Here is a 16050-nt window from a genome sequence, read left to right as displayed (position 1 = left end):
CTCCAGGAGGCAGGGCGCAACATTTCTTAACTTGCAGCGCTCCTTTGTGCGTGGAATAGTCGACCGAGCAAGTGCTTGGTTGGCTAGTCTCACGATCAGAACAAAAACAAGGAGCGAGTCGCATGTCTACTGCTTTTCGTTTGCCGCTGGAAGTGTTCTACGAGCGTGAAGCTCGTCATCCTCGCCAACGTTTCCTGGTCCAGCCCACGGGCGGTGGGCAGGTCGAGGAGCTGGACTGGTCCCAGGTCGCTCACCAGGCACGCTGCGCCGCACATTGGCTGCGCGGGCGCGAGCTGCCTCCCGGCAGCCATATCGCAATCATCTCCAAGAACTGCGCGCACTGGATCATTGCCGACCTGGCGATCTGGATGGCCGGCCACGTCTCCGTGCCCCTGTACCCCAACCTGACCGCCGACTCGGTGGCCCAGGTGCTCGAACACTCCGAGTCGGCCCTGGTGTTTATCGGCAAGCTGGATGACTGGCCCGCCATGGCGCCCGGGCTCAAGCCAGGGTTGACCACCGTCAGCCTGCCGCTGCACCCCGAGGGCGATTTTGATTTCAACTGGGGCGATCTGCAGCGCTGTTCACCGATCCTGGATAGCCCCACGCCGGCCGGCGAGCAACTGGCGACCATCATCTATACCTCCGGCACCACCGGCCTGCCCAAAGGGGTGATGCACAGTTTCGCCAACTTGGGGTTTGCCACCACCCACGGCGCCGGGCTGTTCGGCCTGGGCACTTCGGATCGCCTGCTGTCCTACCTGCCGCTGTGCCACGTGGCCGAGCGCATGTTTGTCGAGATGGCGGCCCTCTATACCGGGCAGACGGTGTTCTTCGCCGAGAGCCTCGATACCTTCCTCACCGACCTGCAGCGCGCACGGCCGACCGCGATGTTCGGTGTGCCGCGGATCTGGACCAAGTTCCAGATGGGGGTGTACAGCAAGGTCCCGGCCAAGCGCCTGGACCTGTTGTTGCGGCTGCCTGTCATCGGCAAGCGCGTGGGCCACAAAGTGCTGGCCGGGCTGGGCCTGGACGCATTGCGCGTAGCGCTGTCGGGTGCGGCTCCGGTGCCGCAGACGTTGCTCCACTGGTATCAGCGCCTGGGGCTGGATGTGCTGGAGGTGTATGGCATGACCGAAAGCTGCGGCTACTCCCATATCGGCCGCCCCGGGGAGCATATCCCCGGCTGGATCGGCAAGCCGTGCCCGGAGGTCGAAGTGCGCATCGATGAGTTCGGTGAAGTCCAGGTGCGCAGCGGCGCGACCATGCTCGGGTACTACAAGGATCCGCAGAAAACCGCCGAGACCCTCACCGCCGACGGGTTTTTGCGTACGGGCGACAAGGGCGAACAGGACGCCGCTGGCAACCTGCGCCTGACCGGCCGGCTCAAGGAGATCTTCAAGACCAGCAAAGGCAAGTACGTGGCCCCGGCGCCGATCGAGAATCGCCTGGCGGTGCACCCGCGGATCGAGCAGGTGTGTGTGGTCGGCGACGGCCTGGGGGCGCCGCTGGGGTTGTGCGTGCTGTCGGCGGTGGGCGTGCAGGAGGCCGCCGGCGCGGCGCGCGGAGCCTTGCACAGCAGCCTGGAAGTGCTGCTGGAGCAGGTCAATCAGGTCCTGGACAAACACGAGCGCTTGCGTCGCCTGGTGGTGGTGAAGGACAGTTGGGCGGTCGAGAACGGTTTCCTGACGCCGACCCTGAAGATCAAGCGCAACGTGATCGAAGCCGCTTACGGTCAGCGATTTCAGGAGTGGAGCGAGCGCTCCGAAGCCGTGCTGTGGCAGGATTGACCCCCATAAAAACCCTGAAGGATGCAGCGATGAGCTTATGGCGTACCACTCCGAATATCGAACAACTCAACTCGCTCCAGAAAAACACCATTGGCGAAGTGTTGGATATTCGTTTCGAGTCCTTTGATGAAGAGTCCCTGACCGCCAGCATGGTCATCGATCATCGCACCCACCAGCCTTACGGCCTGCTGCATGGTGGCGCCTCGGTGGTGCTGGCGGAAACCGTCGGTTCCATGGCCAGCTACCTGTGCATCGATGCCAGCAAGTTCTATTGCGTGGGCCTGGAAATCAACGCCAACCACTTGCGTGGCCTGCGCAGCGGCCGGGTGAGCGCGGTGGCCAGGGCGGTGCACATCGGTCGCACGACCCATGTCTGGGATATCCGCCTGAGCAGCGATGAAGGCAAGTCCAGCTGCATCTCGCGCCTGACCATGGCGGTGGTGCCGCTGGGGGAAACGCCGCCGGCCCGCTGAGTGGCGCAGGCTTATAGGCTGAAGCGGCGTGTCATCATTCGTGTTCGTTACGGTCATTGCCCTGGTGCGGTGACCTGCGGACAATCAGCCATTGTTCGGTTCATGGGTAATTCGGTATGTCGCAGCAGGTTTTTTTCGCTCACGCCAACGGCTTTCCTTCGGGAACCTACGGCAAGTTGTTTGCTGCCCTGGCGCCCGAGTACGACGTGGCCCACTTGCAGCAACACGCGCACGATCCGCGTTTTCCGGTGGACGACAACTGGCAGAACCTGGTCAGCGAGCTGATCCACCATCTGCAACAGCAGGCGCAACCGGTATGGGGCGTAGGTCATTCCCTGGGCGGCATTCTGCATTTGCATGCCGCTCTGCGTTGCCCGGAGCTGTACCGCGGTGTGGTGATGCTCGATTCGCCGGTGCTGACCCGTGCCGACCAATGGGTGATCCGGGCGGCCAAGCGCTTTGGATTCATCGACCGCCTGACCCCGGCCGGCCGCACTCTGGGCCGGCGCGAGGAGTTTGCCAGCCTGGAGTCGGCCCGCAGCTACTTTGCCGACAAGAGCCTGTTTCGCCGGTTTGATCCGGAATGTTTCGAAGCCTATCTGCAACACGGCCTGCACCAGGTCGGTGATCGTCTGCGTCTACGTTTCGACCCGGCGACGGAAATCAGCATCTACCGTGGGGTGCCCCACACCAGTCCGGGCCTCGTCCGCCAGTTGCAGGTGCCGCTGGCCATGGTGCGCGGACGGCATAGCCGGGTGGTAATGCGGCATCACGCCAGCGCGGTCGGGCGCATGCCCCAGGGCGAGTCGCTGAGCATGCCGGGCGGGCACATGTTTCCACTGGAGCGCCCACAGGACACCGCGGCGCTGCTCAAGGAGCTGTTCAGCCGCTGGGACGCACGCTGCGAACGGAGTTGCGCATGAGCCGGGTGGTCGAAGAGGTTCGCCTGAGCCTGCCCCATATCGAACTTGCGGCCCATCTGTTCGGTCCCGAGGACGGTTTGCCGGTGATTGCCCTGCATGGTTGGCTGGATAACGCCAACAGCTTTGCGCGCCTGGCGCCCAAGCTCGACGGCTTGCGTATCGTTGCCCTGGACATGGCCGGCCATGGCCACTCCGATCATCGGCCGGCAGGCGCCGGTTATGCCCTGTGGGACTACGTGTACGACGTGCTGCAGGTGGCCGAGCAATTGGGCTGGAAACGCTTTGCATTGATGGGCCACTCCCTGGGGGCGATTGTCTCGCTGGTGCTGGCCGGCGCCTTGCCGGAGCGCGTCAGCCACCTGGCGTTGATCGATGGGGTGATCCCGCCCACCGCCGGCACCGAGAATGCCGCCGAGCGTCTGGGCATGGCGCTGCAGGCGCAACTCGCCCTGCAGGACAAGCGCAAGCGGGTTTACGCCACCCTGGAGCAGGCCATCGAGGCGCGGATGAAGGGCCTGGTGGCGGTCAGTCGTGAAGCCGCCGAATTGCTGGCTCAGCGTGGCCTGATGCCGGTGCCCGGGGGCTATACCTGGCGCAGCGACAACCGCCTGACCCTGGCCTCGCCGTTGCGCCTGACCGAAGAACAGGCCATGGCCTTCGTGCAGCGGGTCAGTTGCCCGACCCGGCTGGTGGTGGCGGCCGACGGCATGCTGGCCAAGCACGGGCAATTGCTCGAACGTCTACCCTTTGCCCGGGAGCAGTTGCCGGGAGGCCATCATTTGCACCTGAACGACGAGGCCGGCGCGATCTTTGTCGCAGACTGTTTCAATCGGTTTTTCGCCGTTCCTTGACTTGCGCCGGTCAACTGTCGAGGCTGGGCGGGTTGAAATCGGAGACAACCATGATAGATCTCTACACCGCTGCGACGCCTAATGGCCACAAGGTCTCTATCGTGCTCGAGGAACTCGGCATGCCCTACACGGTGCATGCCCTGAGTTTCGACAAAAAGGAACAGAAGGCTCCAGACTTTCTCAAGATCAATCCCAACGGGCGGATCCCGGCAATCGTCGACCGTGCCAATGGTGATTTCGCCGTGTTTGAATCCGGCGCCATCCTTATCTACCTCGCCGAACTCAGCGGCCAATTGCTGCCCGCCGACCCCAAGGGGCGTTCCCTGGTCCTGCAATGGCTGATGTTCCAGATGGGCGGGGTCGGTCCGATGCAGGGGCAGGCCAATGTGTTCTTCCGCTACTTCCCGGAAAAACTCCAAGGCGCCATCGACCGCTACCAGCATGAAACCCGGCGTCTGTACGAAGTGCTTGACGGTCGTTTGCAGGCGGCGGAGTTTCTGGCCGGTGACTACAGCATCGCCGACATCGCCACTTACCCCTGGGTCCGCGGCCATGAATGGTCCGGGGTCTCGGTCGACGGCCTGCCGGCCCTGCAGCGCTGGATGGCGGCCCTGGCGGCGCGCCCGGCGGTGCAGCGCGGCCTGCTGGTCCCTCAACGCACGGATGACGCCAGCGTTGTCAAAGGTGCCCAGGCCATGCTGATCCGATGAGCGTATTTCCAATGAAAGGACTCATCCGTTGTTTCAGCGTGCTGGGCTTGGCCTGTGCCAGTTCCATGGTGTTCGCCGCCGACGTGCCCGGTAGCCACGACCTGCCGCTGGTGCCGCGCCTGGCCGATGCGCAGATTGTCGATTACCGGCCACTGGCGGAGCTGGAGCGCATTTACCCCATGGGGTCGATCCGCAGGATCAGCGGCCAGTTGCGCTTTGACGGCCAGGTCAGCGCCCGGGGCCAGGCCACGTCGGTGACTTATGAGTTGCCGCCCGAGCATTCATCCACCGAAGCCTTTACCGCCGCCCGCGAAGCCCTGCAGAAGCAGGGCGCTGAACTGCTGTTCTGGTGCCAGGCGCGGGACTGCGGGGAAAGCAGCCTGTGGGCCAATGAAGTGTTCGGCAACGCCAAGCTGTTTGGCGCCGACGACCAGCAGGCCTACCTGCTGTTGCGCCTGGCCGCACCCCAGGACAACTCCCTGGTGGCGCTGTACAGCATCACCCGGGGCAATCGCCGGGCGTACCTGCATGTCGAACAGTTCGAGGCCAGCGCGCCACTGGGCGACTTGCTGCCGACGTCGGCAACCCTGTTGCGCCAGCTGAAGGACACCGGCCGTCTGGACCTGCCCAAACTCGGCGCCGACCCGCAGCCGGTCTGGCTGACCCTGTTATCCCGAGGGCTGAACCTGGATACCACGCTGCGGGTGAGTATTTCCGGAAGCAACGCCGAAGCCTGGCGCCAGGCCCTGATCGGCCAGGGCGTGCGCGCCGCGCGCATGGAAACCGGCAACACCGAAACATCGGGCCTGCACTTCGAGTTGTTGCGCTAATACCCTCAAGGCGAACACACCGGCCCTGTGTTCGCCTACTCTGTGTTCGACGTCCTTTCTCGAGATTCTTCATGCTCAATAACGATCGCCTGTTGGTGCAGATTCTGCTCCTGGTGTTGTTTGGTGCCAGTTTGTGGGTGATGGCGCCGTTTTGGTCGGCGCTGTTCTGGGGCGCGGTGCTGGCGTTTGCCAGTTGGCCGCTGATGCGCCTGCTGACACGCTGGCTCAATGGCCGCGAGTCGTTGGCGGCGGCCCTGTTGACCCTGGGCTGGATGGTGCTGGTGGCCGCGCCCATGGTCTGGCTGGGCTTGAACCTGGCTGACCATGTGCGCGATGCCACGGCCTTTATCAAGGATGTGCAGGTCGATGGCTTGCCCGCTGCGCCGGTCTGGCTGGGCGGTATCCCCCTGGTCGGGGAGCGGCTGGTGGGGCTGTGGGACAGCATCGATCAACAGGGCGCGGCGATGATGCTGGCGGTCAAGCCCTACCTGGGGCAGGTCGGGAACTGGTTGCTGGCGCGCAGCGCACAGATCGGCGGCGGCATCCTCGAGTTGACCCTGAGTATCGTCTTTGTGTTTTTCTTCTACCGCGACGGCCCGCGCCTGGCGCTGTTCGTGCACAAGCTGCTGGAACGCCTGATCGGCGATCGGGCCGGTTACTACATCGAGCTGGTGGCGGGTACGGTGCAGCGGGTGGTCAATGGCGTGATCGGCACGGCAGCGGCCCAGGCGGTTCTGGCCCTGATCGGCTTCCTGATCGCGGGAGTGCCGGGCGCCCTGGTCCTGGGGATCACCACCTTCCTGCTCAGCCTGATTCCCATGGGGCCGCCCCTGGTGTGGATACCGGCCACGGCCTGGCTCGCCTGGAAGGGCGAATACGGGATGGCGGTGTTCCTCGGGATCTGGGGCACGTTCATCATCAGCGGCGTCGACAACGTGCTCAAACCTTACCTGATCAGTCGTGGCGGCAATCTGCCGCTGGTGATTGTGCTGCTGGGGGTGTTCGGCGGCTTGATTGCCTTCGGTTTTATCGGCCTGTTTATCGGCCCGACCCTGCTGGCGGTGGCCTACAGCCTGCTCACCGACTGGAGCGCGAGCCAGGCGCGGGTCGAGGACCGGCGCTGACCCGGCAACCTGCTGGGGTGCAGGCGCTGGCAGGCCAGCGCTGCTTTGCGTAGGTCAGGCGGCGACGTTGACGCTGCTGCCGACCTGCGCCACGTTATCGAGCTGATACTGCTTGTTCAGGTTGGCGATCATCTTGCCCAGGGCCTGGGCCAGTTCGCTCTTTTCGCTGGAGGCCGTGCTTGGCTGATCACGACCGGCCTGCAATGCAGCCTTCAGCTCGTCGCTGCTGACGCCACCGCTGTTATCGCTGTCCAGCACCTTGAGCAGGGCGGCACTGGTGTCAGTGCTGGTGCTGCTATTGCTGGCCTGCAGCGCGCTGCTCAACTCGCTGGTGGTAATGCTGCCATCGCCGTCCGTGTCCAACTGGCTGAACAACTCCTCACTGGAAACCTGCTGAGGCGGCGGTGGAGGCGGGGCGAGGGCGGCGGCCATTTCTTCCTGGCTGACGCTGCCATCCTGGTTCTTGTCCAGGGCCGAGAAGATTTCCTTGCTGTCGGCGCTGCTGCCGGCACTGCTCAGGCCGTTGCTCAGTTCGTCGCTGCTGACAACGCCGTCACCGTCGGTGTCCAGGGCCTTGATCAGGGCGTCGGCCAGTTCGGTATTGGGTGCTTGGTCTTGCGATGGCCGCGGCGGGGGCGCCATGGCGGCCATTTCTTCGCTGCTCAGGCTGCCGCTGCTGTCGCTGTCCAGGTCACTGAAGTTCTTGCTCAGGCTGACCAGGATGCCGTTGTCGCTTTTCTGCGACAGGGCGCTCTTGAGCTCGTCCTGATCCACTGCACCGTCGCCGTTGCTGTCGAGTTTGCTGAACAGCTCTTTCTGCAACTGCTGGCTGCGGGTGTTGTTGGTCGTACTGCTGCTGGAGCTGATATAGCTCGAATAATTACTGACGCTACCGATCATGGGGCTCACTCCCTGCGGATGGATAAAGCCGGTGGGTGTGCCGGCTGGTGCAGCCTCGCGGGGGGATTTGTCGTGGGTATGTGGGCTTTGTACCCAGGGCTACACATGCTGCTTGAGCGGTGATCAGTGGCGTGGCAGGCAGACCACCGCGGTCAGGCCGCCGCCTGGGGTTTCTTCCAGGCTCAGTTGGCCACCCAGGCGCCCGACCGCCTCGCGGGCGATGGTCATGCCCAGGCCGACGCCGCCGGAGTTGCGGTTGCGCGAGCCTTCCAGGCGAAAGAACGGCTCGAATACCGCCTCGCGCTGGGTGGCGTCGATCCCCGGGCCATGGTCGATGACCCGGATCAGCAACTGTTCGCGGCTGTCCTGCAGGTCGATCGCCGCATGCCCGGCGTAACGCAGGGCGTTGTCGAGCAGATTGTTCAGGCAGGAGCGCAAGGCCATGGGCTGGACTTGCAGCGGCGCACAGTGGCCGCTGGCCTGGACGTCGGCGCCCTGGTCCTGGGCGTTTTCGCAGAGCGATTCAACCAGGGCCTGCACGTCCATGCGCTGCTGGGCTTCACTGGTGCGCTGCTCGTGCAGGTAGCTGAGGGTCGCGTCGAGCATGCTGATCATGTCGTCGAGGTCCTGGCGCATCTGCCCTTGCAGCTTGATGTCTTCGATCTGCTCCAGGCGCAACTTGAGGCGCGACAGGGGCGTGCGCAGGTCATGGGAAACCGCGCCGAGCATGCGCCCGCGCTGCTGCACCTGCTCGCGGATGCGGCGTTGCATCAGGTTGAAGGTGTGAGCAGCCTGGCGCGCCTCTCGTGGCCCGGACTCGTCCAGTGGCGGGCTGTCGAGGTTTTCACTCAGGCGTTCGGCGGCGCCGCTCAGGCGCTGGATCGGGCGGCTCAGCAGCTTGGCGCCATACCAGGCGGCAATCACCAAGGAAATCAGTTGAAAGGTCAGCGGCACGATCGGCCCGCCAAACCACGGCCGTGGTGGCCGCGGTTCAAAATTCGGCGGCCCTCGGGGCGGCCCGTTGAAGGCTTGTCCGGCCTGGGGAGGGGGCGGCGGCGGTGGCGGGCCGTAATGGTGAAACCAGAAAAAGGCCAGCAGGTGGGCGAGTACGATCGCCATCAGCAACATCCCGAACAGGCGGCTGAACAGCGTATCGAAACGCCCCCGCATCAGCCGATGTCTCGCGCGTCGAACAGATAACCCTCACCGCGTACGGTCTTGATCAGCTGTGGCGATTTTGGATCGTCGCCCAGCTTCTGCCGCAGGCGCGAGACCAGCAGGTCAATGCTGCGGTCGAAGGCTTCGATGGAGCGCCCGCGTGCGGCGTCCAGCAGTTGCTCGCGGCTCAACACTCGGCGCGGGCGCTCGATGAACACCCAGAGCAGGCGGAACTCGGCATTCGACAGCGGCACCACCAGGCCATCGGCGGAGATCAGTTGGCGCAGGACGCTGTTCAGGCGCCAGTTGTCGAAGCGGATATTGGCCCGCTGTTCGCTGCGATCGTCGCGCACCCGGCGCAGGATGGTCTGGATCCGCGCCACCAGTTCCCGAGGCTCGAACGGCTTGGCCATGTAGTCGTCGGCGCCCAGTTCCAGGCCGATGATGCGGTCGGTGGGTTCGCAGCGCGCGGTGAGCATCAGGATCGGGATGTCCGATTCGTTACGCAGCCAGCGGCACAGCGACAGACCGTCTTCGCCCGGCAGCATCAGGTCGAGCACCACCACGTCGAAGTGTTCGGCCTGCAATGCCACGCGCATGGCGGCGCCATCGGTGACGCCACTGGCGTGGATATTGAAGCGTGCCAGGTAGTCGATCAGCAGTTCGCGGATCGGCACGTCGTCGTCAACGATCAAGGCCCGGGTGTTCCAGCGTTTTTCGTCGTTGCTGACGGGCGCTTTCTGATCGTCGTTGAGAGGGGCTGGAGTGTTTTGCATGGGTGCGATCATCTGCCAGGTAGGCTGCCAACCACAAAGATGGGCTGCGAGGTTGTGGCTTCAGCATAGGCGTCCGGCCCGGGGGCAGGAAGTGCTGTTCGGGGTGTAGCGGCTGGCGAGGGTAGCGCTGTGGATTGTTGCGGGCGTGTCGGAAGTGTATCGAGCTTGATACAAAGCCCGCCGGGCTGGCCATTGTGCCCGATCTGGCGGCTGATCGGGCGCTCCTGGCGACGATTTACCGATCACCGGGTCCCGGAACATCCCGGCTTGCGCTACAATCCGCGCCGATTTCGACTTGCCTGAGAGCCCATTCATGTCCGCCTGCCAGACTCCTATCATCGTCGCCCTGGATTTCCCCACCCGTGACGCCGCACTGAAACTGGCTGATCAGCTGGACCCGAAACTGTGCCGGGTCAAAGTCGGCAAGGAACTGTTCACCAGTTGCGCCGCTGAAATCGTCGGGACCTTGCGCGACAAGGGTTTTGAAGTGTTCCTCGACCTCAAGTTCCACGACATCCCCAACACCACGGCGATGGCGGTCAAGGCCGCGGCGGAAATGGGCGTGTGGATGGTCAACGTGCATTGCTCCGGTGGCCTGCGCATGATGGCCGCCTGCCGTGAAGTGCTCGACCAGCGCAGCGGCCCGAAACCGCTGCTGATCGGCGTGACCGTGCTGACCAGCATGGAGCGCGAGGACCTGGCCGGTATCGGCCTGGATATCGAGCCCCAGGAGCAGGTGCTGCGCCTGGCGGCGCTGGCGCAAAAAGCCGGCATGGATGGCCTGGTGTGCTCGGCGCTGGAAGCCCAGGCGCTGAAAGCCGCCCACCCGTCGCTGCAACTGGTGACCCCGGGCATTCGTCCGGCCGGCAGCGCCCAGGACGACCAGCGACGCATTCTCACCCCGCGCCAGGCGCTGGATGCCGGTTCCGACTACCTGGTGATCGGTCGCCCGATCAGCCAGGCGGCTGATCCAGGCCAGGCGCTGGCGGCTGTGGTCGCCGAACTGGCCTGAGGCTGAACAGGCCCTGAGTCGCCAGTCCATCGCCGGTTTGCCGGCGATGGACGGTGCTCTTCAATCGTCAGCCGCGCTTATACCTTCAGCACCAACTTGCCAAAGTTCTCGCCGCTGAACAGTTTCATCAGGGTTTCCGGGAACGTCTCCAGCCCTTCGACAATATCTTCCTTGCTCTTGAGCTGCCCCTTGGCCATCCAGCCGGCCATTTCCTGCCCGGCTGCCGCAAATTGCGCGGCATGGTCCATCACCACAAAACCTTCCATGCGCGCGCGGTTGACCAGCAACGACAGGTAGTTGGCCGGGCCTTTGATCGCTTCCTTGTTGTTGTACTGGCTGATGGCGCCGCAGATCACCACCCGCGCCTTGAAATTCAGGCGGCTGAGCACCGCATCCAGAATGTCGCCGCCGACGTTGTCGAAATACACATCGACGCCTTTCGGGCATTCGCGCTTGAGGCCGGCGTGCACGTCTTCGCTCTTGTAATCGATGGCGCCGTCAAAACCCAGTTCGTCGATCAGGAACTTGCACTTGTCCTGGCCCCCGGCGATGCCGACCACGCGGCAGCCCTTGATCTTGGCGATCTGCCCGGCAATGCTGCCCACCGCCCCGGCGGCCCCGGACAGCACCACGGTCTCGCCGGCCTTGGGCGCGCCGACGTCGAGCAGGGCGAAGTAGGCGGTCATGCCGGTCATGCCCAGGGCCGAGAGGTAGCGCGGCAGGGGAGCGAGCTTGGGGTCGACCTTATAGAAGCCGCGAGGCTCGCCGAGGAAGTAGTCCTGCACGCCCAGGGCGCCATTGACGTAATCGCCGACACTGAAGCCCGGGTTGTTCGACGCAATCACCTGGCCCACGCCCAGGGCGCGCATCACTTCGCCAATCGCCACCGGCGGGATGTAGGACTTGCCCTCGTTCATCCAGCCGCGCATGGCTGGGTCCAGGGACAGGTATTCGTTTTTCACCAGAATCTGCCCCGGCCCCGGTTCACCGACTGCAACCTGCTGGTAGGTGAAGGTCTCGCGGGTCGCCGCGCCGACAGGGCGCTTGGCGAGCAGGAACTGGCGATTGGTCTGGCTGGTCATGGCGGGCACTCAAGGTCAATGAAACCCTAGTTGATAGACCTTCAGCGCCGCTGCCGCAAGGATTGCCGGCGCAGCGAATAGTCGCCGATCCAGTGCAGTGATGGTCACCCCGTGCGGTTTATCACTGCCGCGCATAAGTCCTCAACCGGGCTTCTGATAGTGCTGCCGCAGGGCCTCGGCCTGTGGCTAGACTCCCGGCACGCGACCCCCGCATTCCATCGAGGACATAACAATGAGCATGACGTTTTCCGGCAACGTGGCCCTGGTTACCGGCGGCGCCGCCGGTATTGGCCGAGCCACGGCCCTGGCGTTCGCCGGCGAAGGCTTGAAAGTGGTGGTGGCGGACCTGGATGTCGCCGGCGGCGAAGGCACGGTGGAACTGATTCGCCGTGCCGGTGGCGACGCCTTGTTCGTGCGCTGCAACGTGACCCTGGAAGCGGATGTACAGCAGCTGATGGCCCAGGCAGTGAATGCCTACGGGCGGGTCGATTACGCGTTCAACAACGCCGGAATCGAGATCGAGAAGGGCCGGCTGGCCGACGGCACCCAGGATGAGTTCGACGCGATCATGGGGGTCAACGTCAAGGGCGTCTGGCTGTGCATGAAGTACCAGTTGCCGCTGATGCTGGCCCAGGGCGGCGGCGCCATCGTCAACACCGCGTCGGTGGCAGGCCTCGGGGCGGCACCGAAGATGAGTATCTACGCCGCTTCCAAGCACGCGGTGATCGGTCTGACCAAGTCCGCGGCCATCGAGTATGCGAAGAAGAAAATCCGCGTCAACGCGGTCTGCCCGGCGGTGATCGACACCGATATGTTCCGCCGCGCCTATGAGGCCGATCCGAAGAAAGCCGAGTTCGCGGCGGCCATGCACCCGGTGGGTCGGGTAGGCAAGGTCGAGGAGATCGCCAGCGCCGTGCTGTATCTGTGCAGTGACGGCGCGGCCTTTACCACTGGCCATGCGCTGGCGGTCGACGGCGGCGCCACGGCCATCTGAGGGGCTTTTTCGTCGAGGCGGGACGGGGATGTGCCCCGTCGCATCCAGGCCCGCCCGATCGACCTCGACCGTCCTGAAAACGACCTGAACGTAGCTTTTTGCCATTATTCCGACGCCAGAGACTTGTATTGCGGTACAGCCCGTTGCGAACCTGCAGTACTCGAAAATGGCCTTGCCGCCATTGGGTATCGGAAGGGGACTGAGCGCAATGAATTCGGCCACGAGCGGACGTTTTGCCAACCTGGGCATGGCAAAGAAACTGGGCATCGGGTTTACCCTGGTCCTGTTGTTGACGGCAGTGGTGGCGGCCATTGGTGTCTGGTCGTTGCAGACCATCAGCCATCGTTTTGATGGCCTCAAACAGATGTCTTCCCTCAACAGCGGTTTGCTCAACGTGCGCCTGCTGGAGCAGGAGTACGCCCTGCGTGGCGACCCCAAGACCGTCGATGCCCTGCATGAGGGGGTCGAGGGGTTGCTGCAGTTGGCGTCCGAACTCAAAGGCCAATCGTCGGCGAACGTGCCGCTAATGAACGATGTCGAGCAGGCTTTGGCGGCGTATCGCAAGGCATTCGATGAGTTTGTCGAACTGACCCAGGCCAAGGACCTGGCGCTGGAGATGGCCAGTTGGTCGGTCTCCAGCGTGGCCAATAACCTCGATGTGCTCCAGGCCGGGCTGGCCGACGATGGCACCTACGGGTTGAAGGAGTCCCAGGGCAAGGAGGGCAGCGAATTCATCGACCAGGCCAATCAGGTCAGCCAGGTCTCGCGCCTGATGTTGCAGGCCATGAATGAAGCTCGCCTGCGCCTGGATCAAAGCCGCAAGGGCGACGAAGAAAATGCCGGCCAGGGCAAGATCGAGCAGGCCGAACAGGCGCTGGCCCAAGCCGAGCAGCTCAAGACCGCAGTCAAGGACGCCGGCTATCAGACGGTGCTTAATGAGGTCGCCGGGCACATTGGCAACTTCGGCGAAAAACTCGCGGAGTACACCGGGCTGCTGGCTCAGGAGAAAACCGTTTACCAGCAGCTGCGCGAACGCGCCGCGCAGGTGACGGAGCGGGTCGACCAGGCTTACGCCGCCCAGGACCTTTCGATGCAGGCCGAGCTGAAGCAGAACGCCTGGCTGATCATCGGCTCCTCGGCGCTGGCCCTGCTGGTGGGGCTGCTGGCGTCGTGGATCATTACCCGGCTGATTGTCGCGCCGCTGCGCAGCGTGATTCGCGTGGCCCAGCAAATTGCCGCCGGCGACCTCAGTGCCACGGTCGAGGTCACCCGGCGCGATGAAATCGGCCAGTTGATGCTGGCTATGCAGCAGATGGGGGCCGGGCTCAGCAGTATTGTCAGCGGCTTGCAGGCCGGTATCGAACAACTGGCCAGTTCGGCCCAGTCCCTGTCGGCGGTCACCGAGCAGACCAACCTTGAAGTCAGCAGCCAGAAGGAAGAAACCGAGCAGGTTGCCACCGCCATGAATCAGATGACCGCCACCGTCCACGATGTGGCGCACAACGCCGAACAGGCGGCACTGGCGGCGCAGTCTGCCGACAACAAGGTGGAGAGCGGGCAGCAGGTGGTGCGCCAGAGCATGCAGCGCATCGAACAACTGGCTGACTCGGCGAACAGTGCCAGCAGCAGTATCGAAAGCCTGAGTGCCGAGATCCAGAACATCGGCGCGGTGTTGGGAGTGATCAAAAGCGTGGCCGAGCAGACCAACCTGCTGGCCCTCAACGCTGCGATCGAGGCCGCGCGTGCGGGCGAGCAGGGCAGGGGCTTTGCGGTGGTGGCCGACGAAGTGCGAGCGCTGGCCAAGCGGACCCAGCAGTCCACCGAGGAGATCGAGCGCCTGGTCAGTGCCCTGCGCGCGGCGGCGGACTCTTCGGTGCAGCAGATCCAGGGCAGCGGTGAACTGGTCAAGCTGGCGGTCAGTGATGCCCTGCAAACCGAAAGCGCCCTGGGCAGCATTGCCGCGGCGGTTTCCCTGATCCAGCAGATGAACCAGCAGATCGCCGCCGCGGCCGAGCAGCAGAGTTCGGTGGCCGAAGAGATCAATCGCAGCGTCACCAGCATCCGTGCCAGCGCCGACCAGTCATCACTGGCGATGCAGGGCAATGCCGCGTCGAGCATCGAGCTGGCGCAGTTGGGGGTGGAGTTGAAGGGGATGGTCGGGCACTTCCGGCTCTGAGGCCGTGCGCTTCACCTGCGGGCTATTGGCCGCAGGTTGAAGGCAGGTCCTGGCCCTGGCCGCACGAGGGGAGCGTGCGGCCAGGGGCAGGCATCAATCGTAGATCGCTTTCTTCTTCCAGTCGGCATCGGCTTCGGCGGTCTTCAGGCCTTCGGTCAACTGGTTGACTTCGCCTTCGACCGGCTGGGTGCTGGCCAGCACCATCGAGTTGGCCCGGGCCAACAGTTTCTCCAGGTACTCGAGTTGCTCCCTGTAGGTGTTCGGGTCCTGCTGTTTACGCAGGTACTGGGCGCCACGCTCGAACGCCAGGCGCGCCTGGCCGGGCTGGCCCTGCTGCAGGGCATGCTGGCCGAGGTTGTTGAAGAACTCAATGTGCAACAGCACCAGCAGATGGCGGATCTCGCGGATCCAGCGCTTGGCTTCATTGGTCGGCAAAAAGCCGTCCTGGGCCGCGCGGGTCACCTGGCCGTGCATGGCTTCCAGCAGAAAGCGCACATCCTTGGCCTTGGCTTCGGTCTGGATCGGGCAGGGTGGGTTGTTCACCGGGATCGATTCGCCCTGGGCGATCAGCGCATTGAGCTCGGCGATACGGGCCCGGATCCCGCTATCGGACTTGTTCAGGTTGAGCAGGCGCTGATTGACGTTGAGTTCCAGCCGGGTCAGCAGCAGCTTGAGCGCCGGTGTCATCAACTGGCCGGGGAAGGTCTCGGTGATTTCGCCGCAACGACGCAGGCGATCATTGAGCTCGACCTTGGTGCGGGCCTTTTCCAGTTTGCTGTTTTCCACCACATGGTTCATGTAGCCAATGGCGATCAGTATTACGATCCCGGCTACAACTAGCAGGGTGATCATGAGTGGTGTCACCGTTAAGACCTCTTTATAGGATTTCGCGTGCGAGTGTAGTGGCTTCGCCTGGGGGCGCATAGCGCCGCTCGACGAGCCGGGGCCAGGCGGCAACGCTGCTTATATAGGTAGTGGCGGCAATAGGTGCACATTGCCATCATTGGCAGCGCTGGACTATAACGCCTTGTCGGGTGCCAGAATATAGGCGTCAAAGCCCGGGCGACAGAAATGCTCGCCCAGGCCGGTAATCGGCGGGGAAGTCATTGATTTAAATAAATTTATATCAGGGGGTTGACGACCCCCCAATCCATCCATAGAATGCGCGCCACTTACAGCGTAAAGCACACAGCGAAACGCAGTAGGCAGTGAATGTTGTACGTGTGTCCCCTTCGTCTAGTGGCCTAGGAC

15 protein-coding genes and 1 pseudogene are annotated in these 16050 nt (G+C 63.8%); 11 read left to right on the top strand and 5 right to left on the bottom strand.

Features of this window, described 5'->3' with window-relative positions; translation table 11 throughout:
* The first annotated feature begins 122 nt into the window (after window positions 1–122).
* The 7 genes from CF161_RS23920 to CF161_RS23890 all read left to right on the top strand — a co-directional run bounded on the left by CF161_RS23920 (window position 123) and on the right by CF161_RS23890 (window position 6701).
* Window positions 123–1790, top strand: coding sequence for an AMP-binding protein (locus tag CF161_RS23920; protein WP_020299201.1), 1668 nt, complete (start codon window positions 123–125; stop codon window positions 1788–1790).
* A gap of 29 nt (window positions 1791–1819) precedes the next feature.
* On the top strand, window positions 1820–2263 hold the full coding sequence (locus tag CF161_RS23915) for a hotdog fold thioesterase (protein ID WP_020299200.1): 444 nt from the start codon (window positions 1820–1822) through the stop codon (window positions 2261–2263).
* Between the two features lie 116 nt (window positions 2264–2379).
* Entirely contained in the window at window positions 2380–3186 is an 807-nt protein-coding gene (locus tag CF161_RS23910; protein WP_020299199.1) for an alpha/beta fold hydrolase, read from the top strand.
* Entirely contained in the window at window positions 3183–4037 is an 855-nt protein-coding gene (locus CF161_RS23905) for an alpha/beta hydrolase (protein WP_020299198.1), read from the top strand. The genes CF161_RS23910 and CF161_RS23905 overlap by 4 nt, the downstream gene beginning before the upstream one ends.
* A 50-nt stretch (window positions 4038–4087) precedes the next feature.
* A complete protein-coding gene (locus CF161_RS23900) occupies window positions 4088–4747 on the top strand; it encodes a glutathione S-transferase family protein (RefSeq protein WP_020299197.1) in 660 nt (219 codons plus the stop codon).
* 23 nt (window positions 4748–4770) lie between these two features.
* Window positions 4771–5577 (top strand): DUF4892 domain-containing protein, encoded by an 807-nt coding sequence (locus tag CF161_RS23895; protein WP_177326801.1) that lies wholly within the window; start codon window positions 4771–4773, stop codon window positions 5575–5577.
* A 71-nt stretch (window positions 5578–5648) separates the two neighbouring features.
* Entirely contained in the window at window positions 5649–6701 is a 1053-nt protein-coding gene (locus CF161_RS23890; protein ID WP_020299195.1) for an AI-2E family transporter, read from the top strand.
* A gap of 54 nt (window positions 6702–6755) precedes the next feature.
* On the opposite strand, the gene xopAW is transcribed toward CF161_RS23890, so the two are convergent.
* The 3 genes from xopAW to CF161_RS23875 form a co-directional block, all read right to left on the bottom strand.
* Entirely contained in the window at window positions 6756–7601 is an 846-nt protein-coding gene (gene xopAW / locus CF161_RS23885; protein WP_020299194.1) for an EF-hand domain-containing protein, read from the bottom strand.
* A gap of 123 nt (window positions 7602–7724) precedes the next feature.
* A complete protein-coding gene (locus tag CF161_RS23880) occupies window positions 7725–8771 on the bottom strand; it encodes a HAMP domain-containing sensor histidine kinase (protein ID WP_020299193.1) in 1047 nt (348 codons plus the stop codon).
* Entirely contained in the window at window positions 8771–9535 is a 765-nt protein-coding gene (locus CF161_RS23875) for a response regulator (RefSeq protein WP_020299192.1), read from the bottom strand. The genes CF161_RS23880 and CF161_RS23875 overlap by 1 nt, the downstream gene beginning before the upstream one ends.
* A 313-nt stretch (window positions 9536–9848) precedes the next feature.
* Between CF161_RS23875 and pyrF the strand changes: the two genes are divergently transcribed.
* Entirely contained in the window at window positions 9849–10547 is a 699-nt protein-coding gene (pyrF, locus tag CF161_RS23870; RefSeq protein ID WP_020299191.1) for an orotidine-5'-phosphate decarboxylase, read from the top strand.
* Window positions 10548–10624: 77 nt separating this feature from the next.
* On the opposite strand, the gene CF161_RS23865 is transcribed toward pyrF, so the two are convergent.
* Window positions 10625–11629: an NADP-dependent oxidoreductase gene (locus tag CF161_RS23865; RefSeq protein ID WP_020299190.1), complete on the bottom strand. Its 1005-nt coding sequence runs from the start codon at window positions 11627–11629 to the stop codon at window positions 10625–10627.
* 232 nt (window positions 11630–11861) lie between these two features.
* On the opposite strand from CF161_RS23865, the gene CF161_RS23860 reads away from it, so the two are divergent.
* From CF161_RS23860 to CF161_RS33740, 3 genes and pseudogenes are all read left to right on the top strand, one after another.
* Entirely contained in the window at window positions 11862–12623 is a 762-nt protein-coding gene (locus CF161_RS23860) for an SDR family oxidoreductase (protein WP_020299189.1), read from the top strand.
* Between the two features lie 166 nt (window positions 12624–12789).
* A pseudogene (locus CF161_RS33745) lies at window positions 12790–13938 on the top strand (HAMP domain-containing protein); the annotation flags it as partial.
* Window positions 13918–14799: a methyl-accepting chemotaxis protein gene (locus CF161_RS33740; RefSeq protein WP_371106541.1), complete on the top strand. Its 882-nt coding sequence runs from the start codon at window positions 13918–13920 to the stop codon at window positions 14797–14799. The pseudogene CF161_RS33745 and the gene CF161_RS33740, both read left to right, overlap by 21 nt.
* A 93-nt stretch (window positions 14800–14892) precedes the next feature.
* Here the strand turns inward: CF161_RS33740 and CF161_RS23850 are convergent, their stop codons facing one another.
* On the bottom strand, window positions 14893–15651 hold the full coding sequence (locus CF161_RS23850) for a hypothetical protein (RefSeq protein ID WP_020299187.1): 759 nt from the start codon (window positions 15649–15651) through the stop codon (window positions 14893–14895).
* Window positions 15652–16050: the final 399 nt, after the last annotated feature.

The sequence above is a fragment of the Pseudomonas sp. CF161 genome (assembly GCF_000416215.1).
GTDB lineage: Bacteria > Pseudomonadota > Gammaproteobacteria > Pseudomonadales > Pseudomonadaceae > Aquipseudomonas.
Note: the sequence above shows the minus strand (reverse complement) of the source record. Positions and strands in the feature narration are given on the sequence as shown.

Excerpts from the sequence above, each read along its gene's own strand:
- CF161_RS23920 (WP_020299201.1), top strand. The coding sequence starts at position 123 with ATGTCTACTGCTTTTCGTTTGCCGCTGGAAGTGTTCTACGAGCGTGAA.
- CF161_RS23915 (WP_020299200.1), top strand. The coding sequence starts at position 1,820 with ATGAGCTTATGGCGTACCACTCCGAATATCGAACAACTCAACTCGCTC.
- CF161_RS23910 (WP_020299199.1), top strand. The coding sequence starts at position 2,380 with ATGTCGCAGCAGGTTTTTTTCGCTCACGCCAACGGCTTTCCTTCGGGA.
- CF161_RS23905 (WP_020299198.1), top strand. The coding sequence starts at position 3,183 with ATGAGCCGGGTGGTCGAAGAGGTTCGCCTGAGCCTGCCCCATATCGAA.
- CF161_RS23900 (WP_020299197.1), top strand. The coding sequence starts at position 4,088 with ATGATAGATCTCTACACCGCTGCGACGCCTAATGGCCACAAGGTCTCT.
- CF161_RS23890 (WP_020299195.1), top strand. The coding sequence starts at position 5,649 with ATGCTCAATAACGATCGCCTGTTGGTGCAGATTCTGCTCCTGGTGTTG.
- xopAW (WP_020299194.1), bottom strand. The coding sequence starts at position 7,601 with ATGATCGGTAGCGTCAGTAATTATTCGAGCTATATCAGCTCCAGCAGC.
- CF161_RS23880 (WP_020299193.1), bottom strand. The coding sequence starts at position 8,771 with ATGCGGGGGCGTTTCGATACGCTGTTCAGCCGCCTGTTCGGGATGTTG.
- CF161_RS23875 (WP_020299192.1), bottom strand. The coding sequence starts at position 9,535 with ATGCAAAACACTCCAGCCCCTCTCAACGACGATCAGAAAGCGCCCGTC.
- pyrF (WP_020299191.1), top strand. The coding sequence starts at position 9,849 with ATGTCCGCCTGCCAGACTCCTATCATCGTCGCCCTGGATTTCCCCACC.
- CF161_RS23865 (WP_020299190.1), bottom strand. The coding sequence starts at position 11,629 with ATGACCAGCCAGACCAATCGCCAGTTCCTGCTCGCCAAGCGCCCTGTC.
- CF161_RS23860 (WP_020299189.1), top strand. The coding sequence starts at position 11,862 with ATGAGCATGACGTTTTCCGGCAACGTGGCCCTGGTTACCGGCGGCGCC.
- CF161_RS33740 (WP_371106541.1), top strand. The coding sequence starts at position 13,918 with ATGCTGGCTATGCAGCAGATGGGGGCCGGGCTCAGCAGTATTGTCAGC.
- CF161_RS23850 (WP_020299187.1), bottom strand. The coding sequence starts at position 15,651 with ATGATCACCCTGCTAGTTGTAGCCGGGATCGTAATACTGATCGCCATT.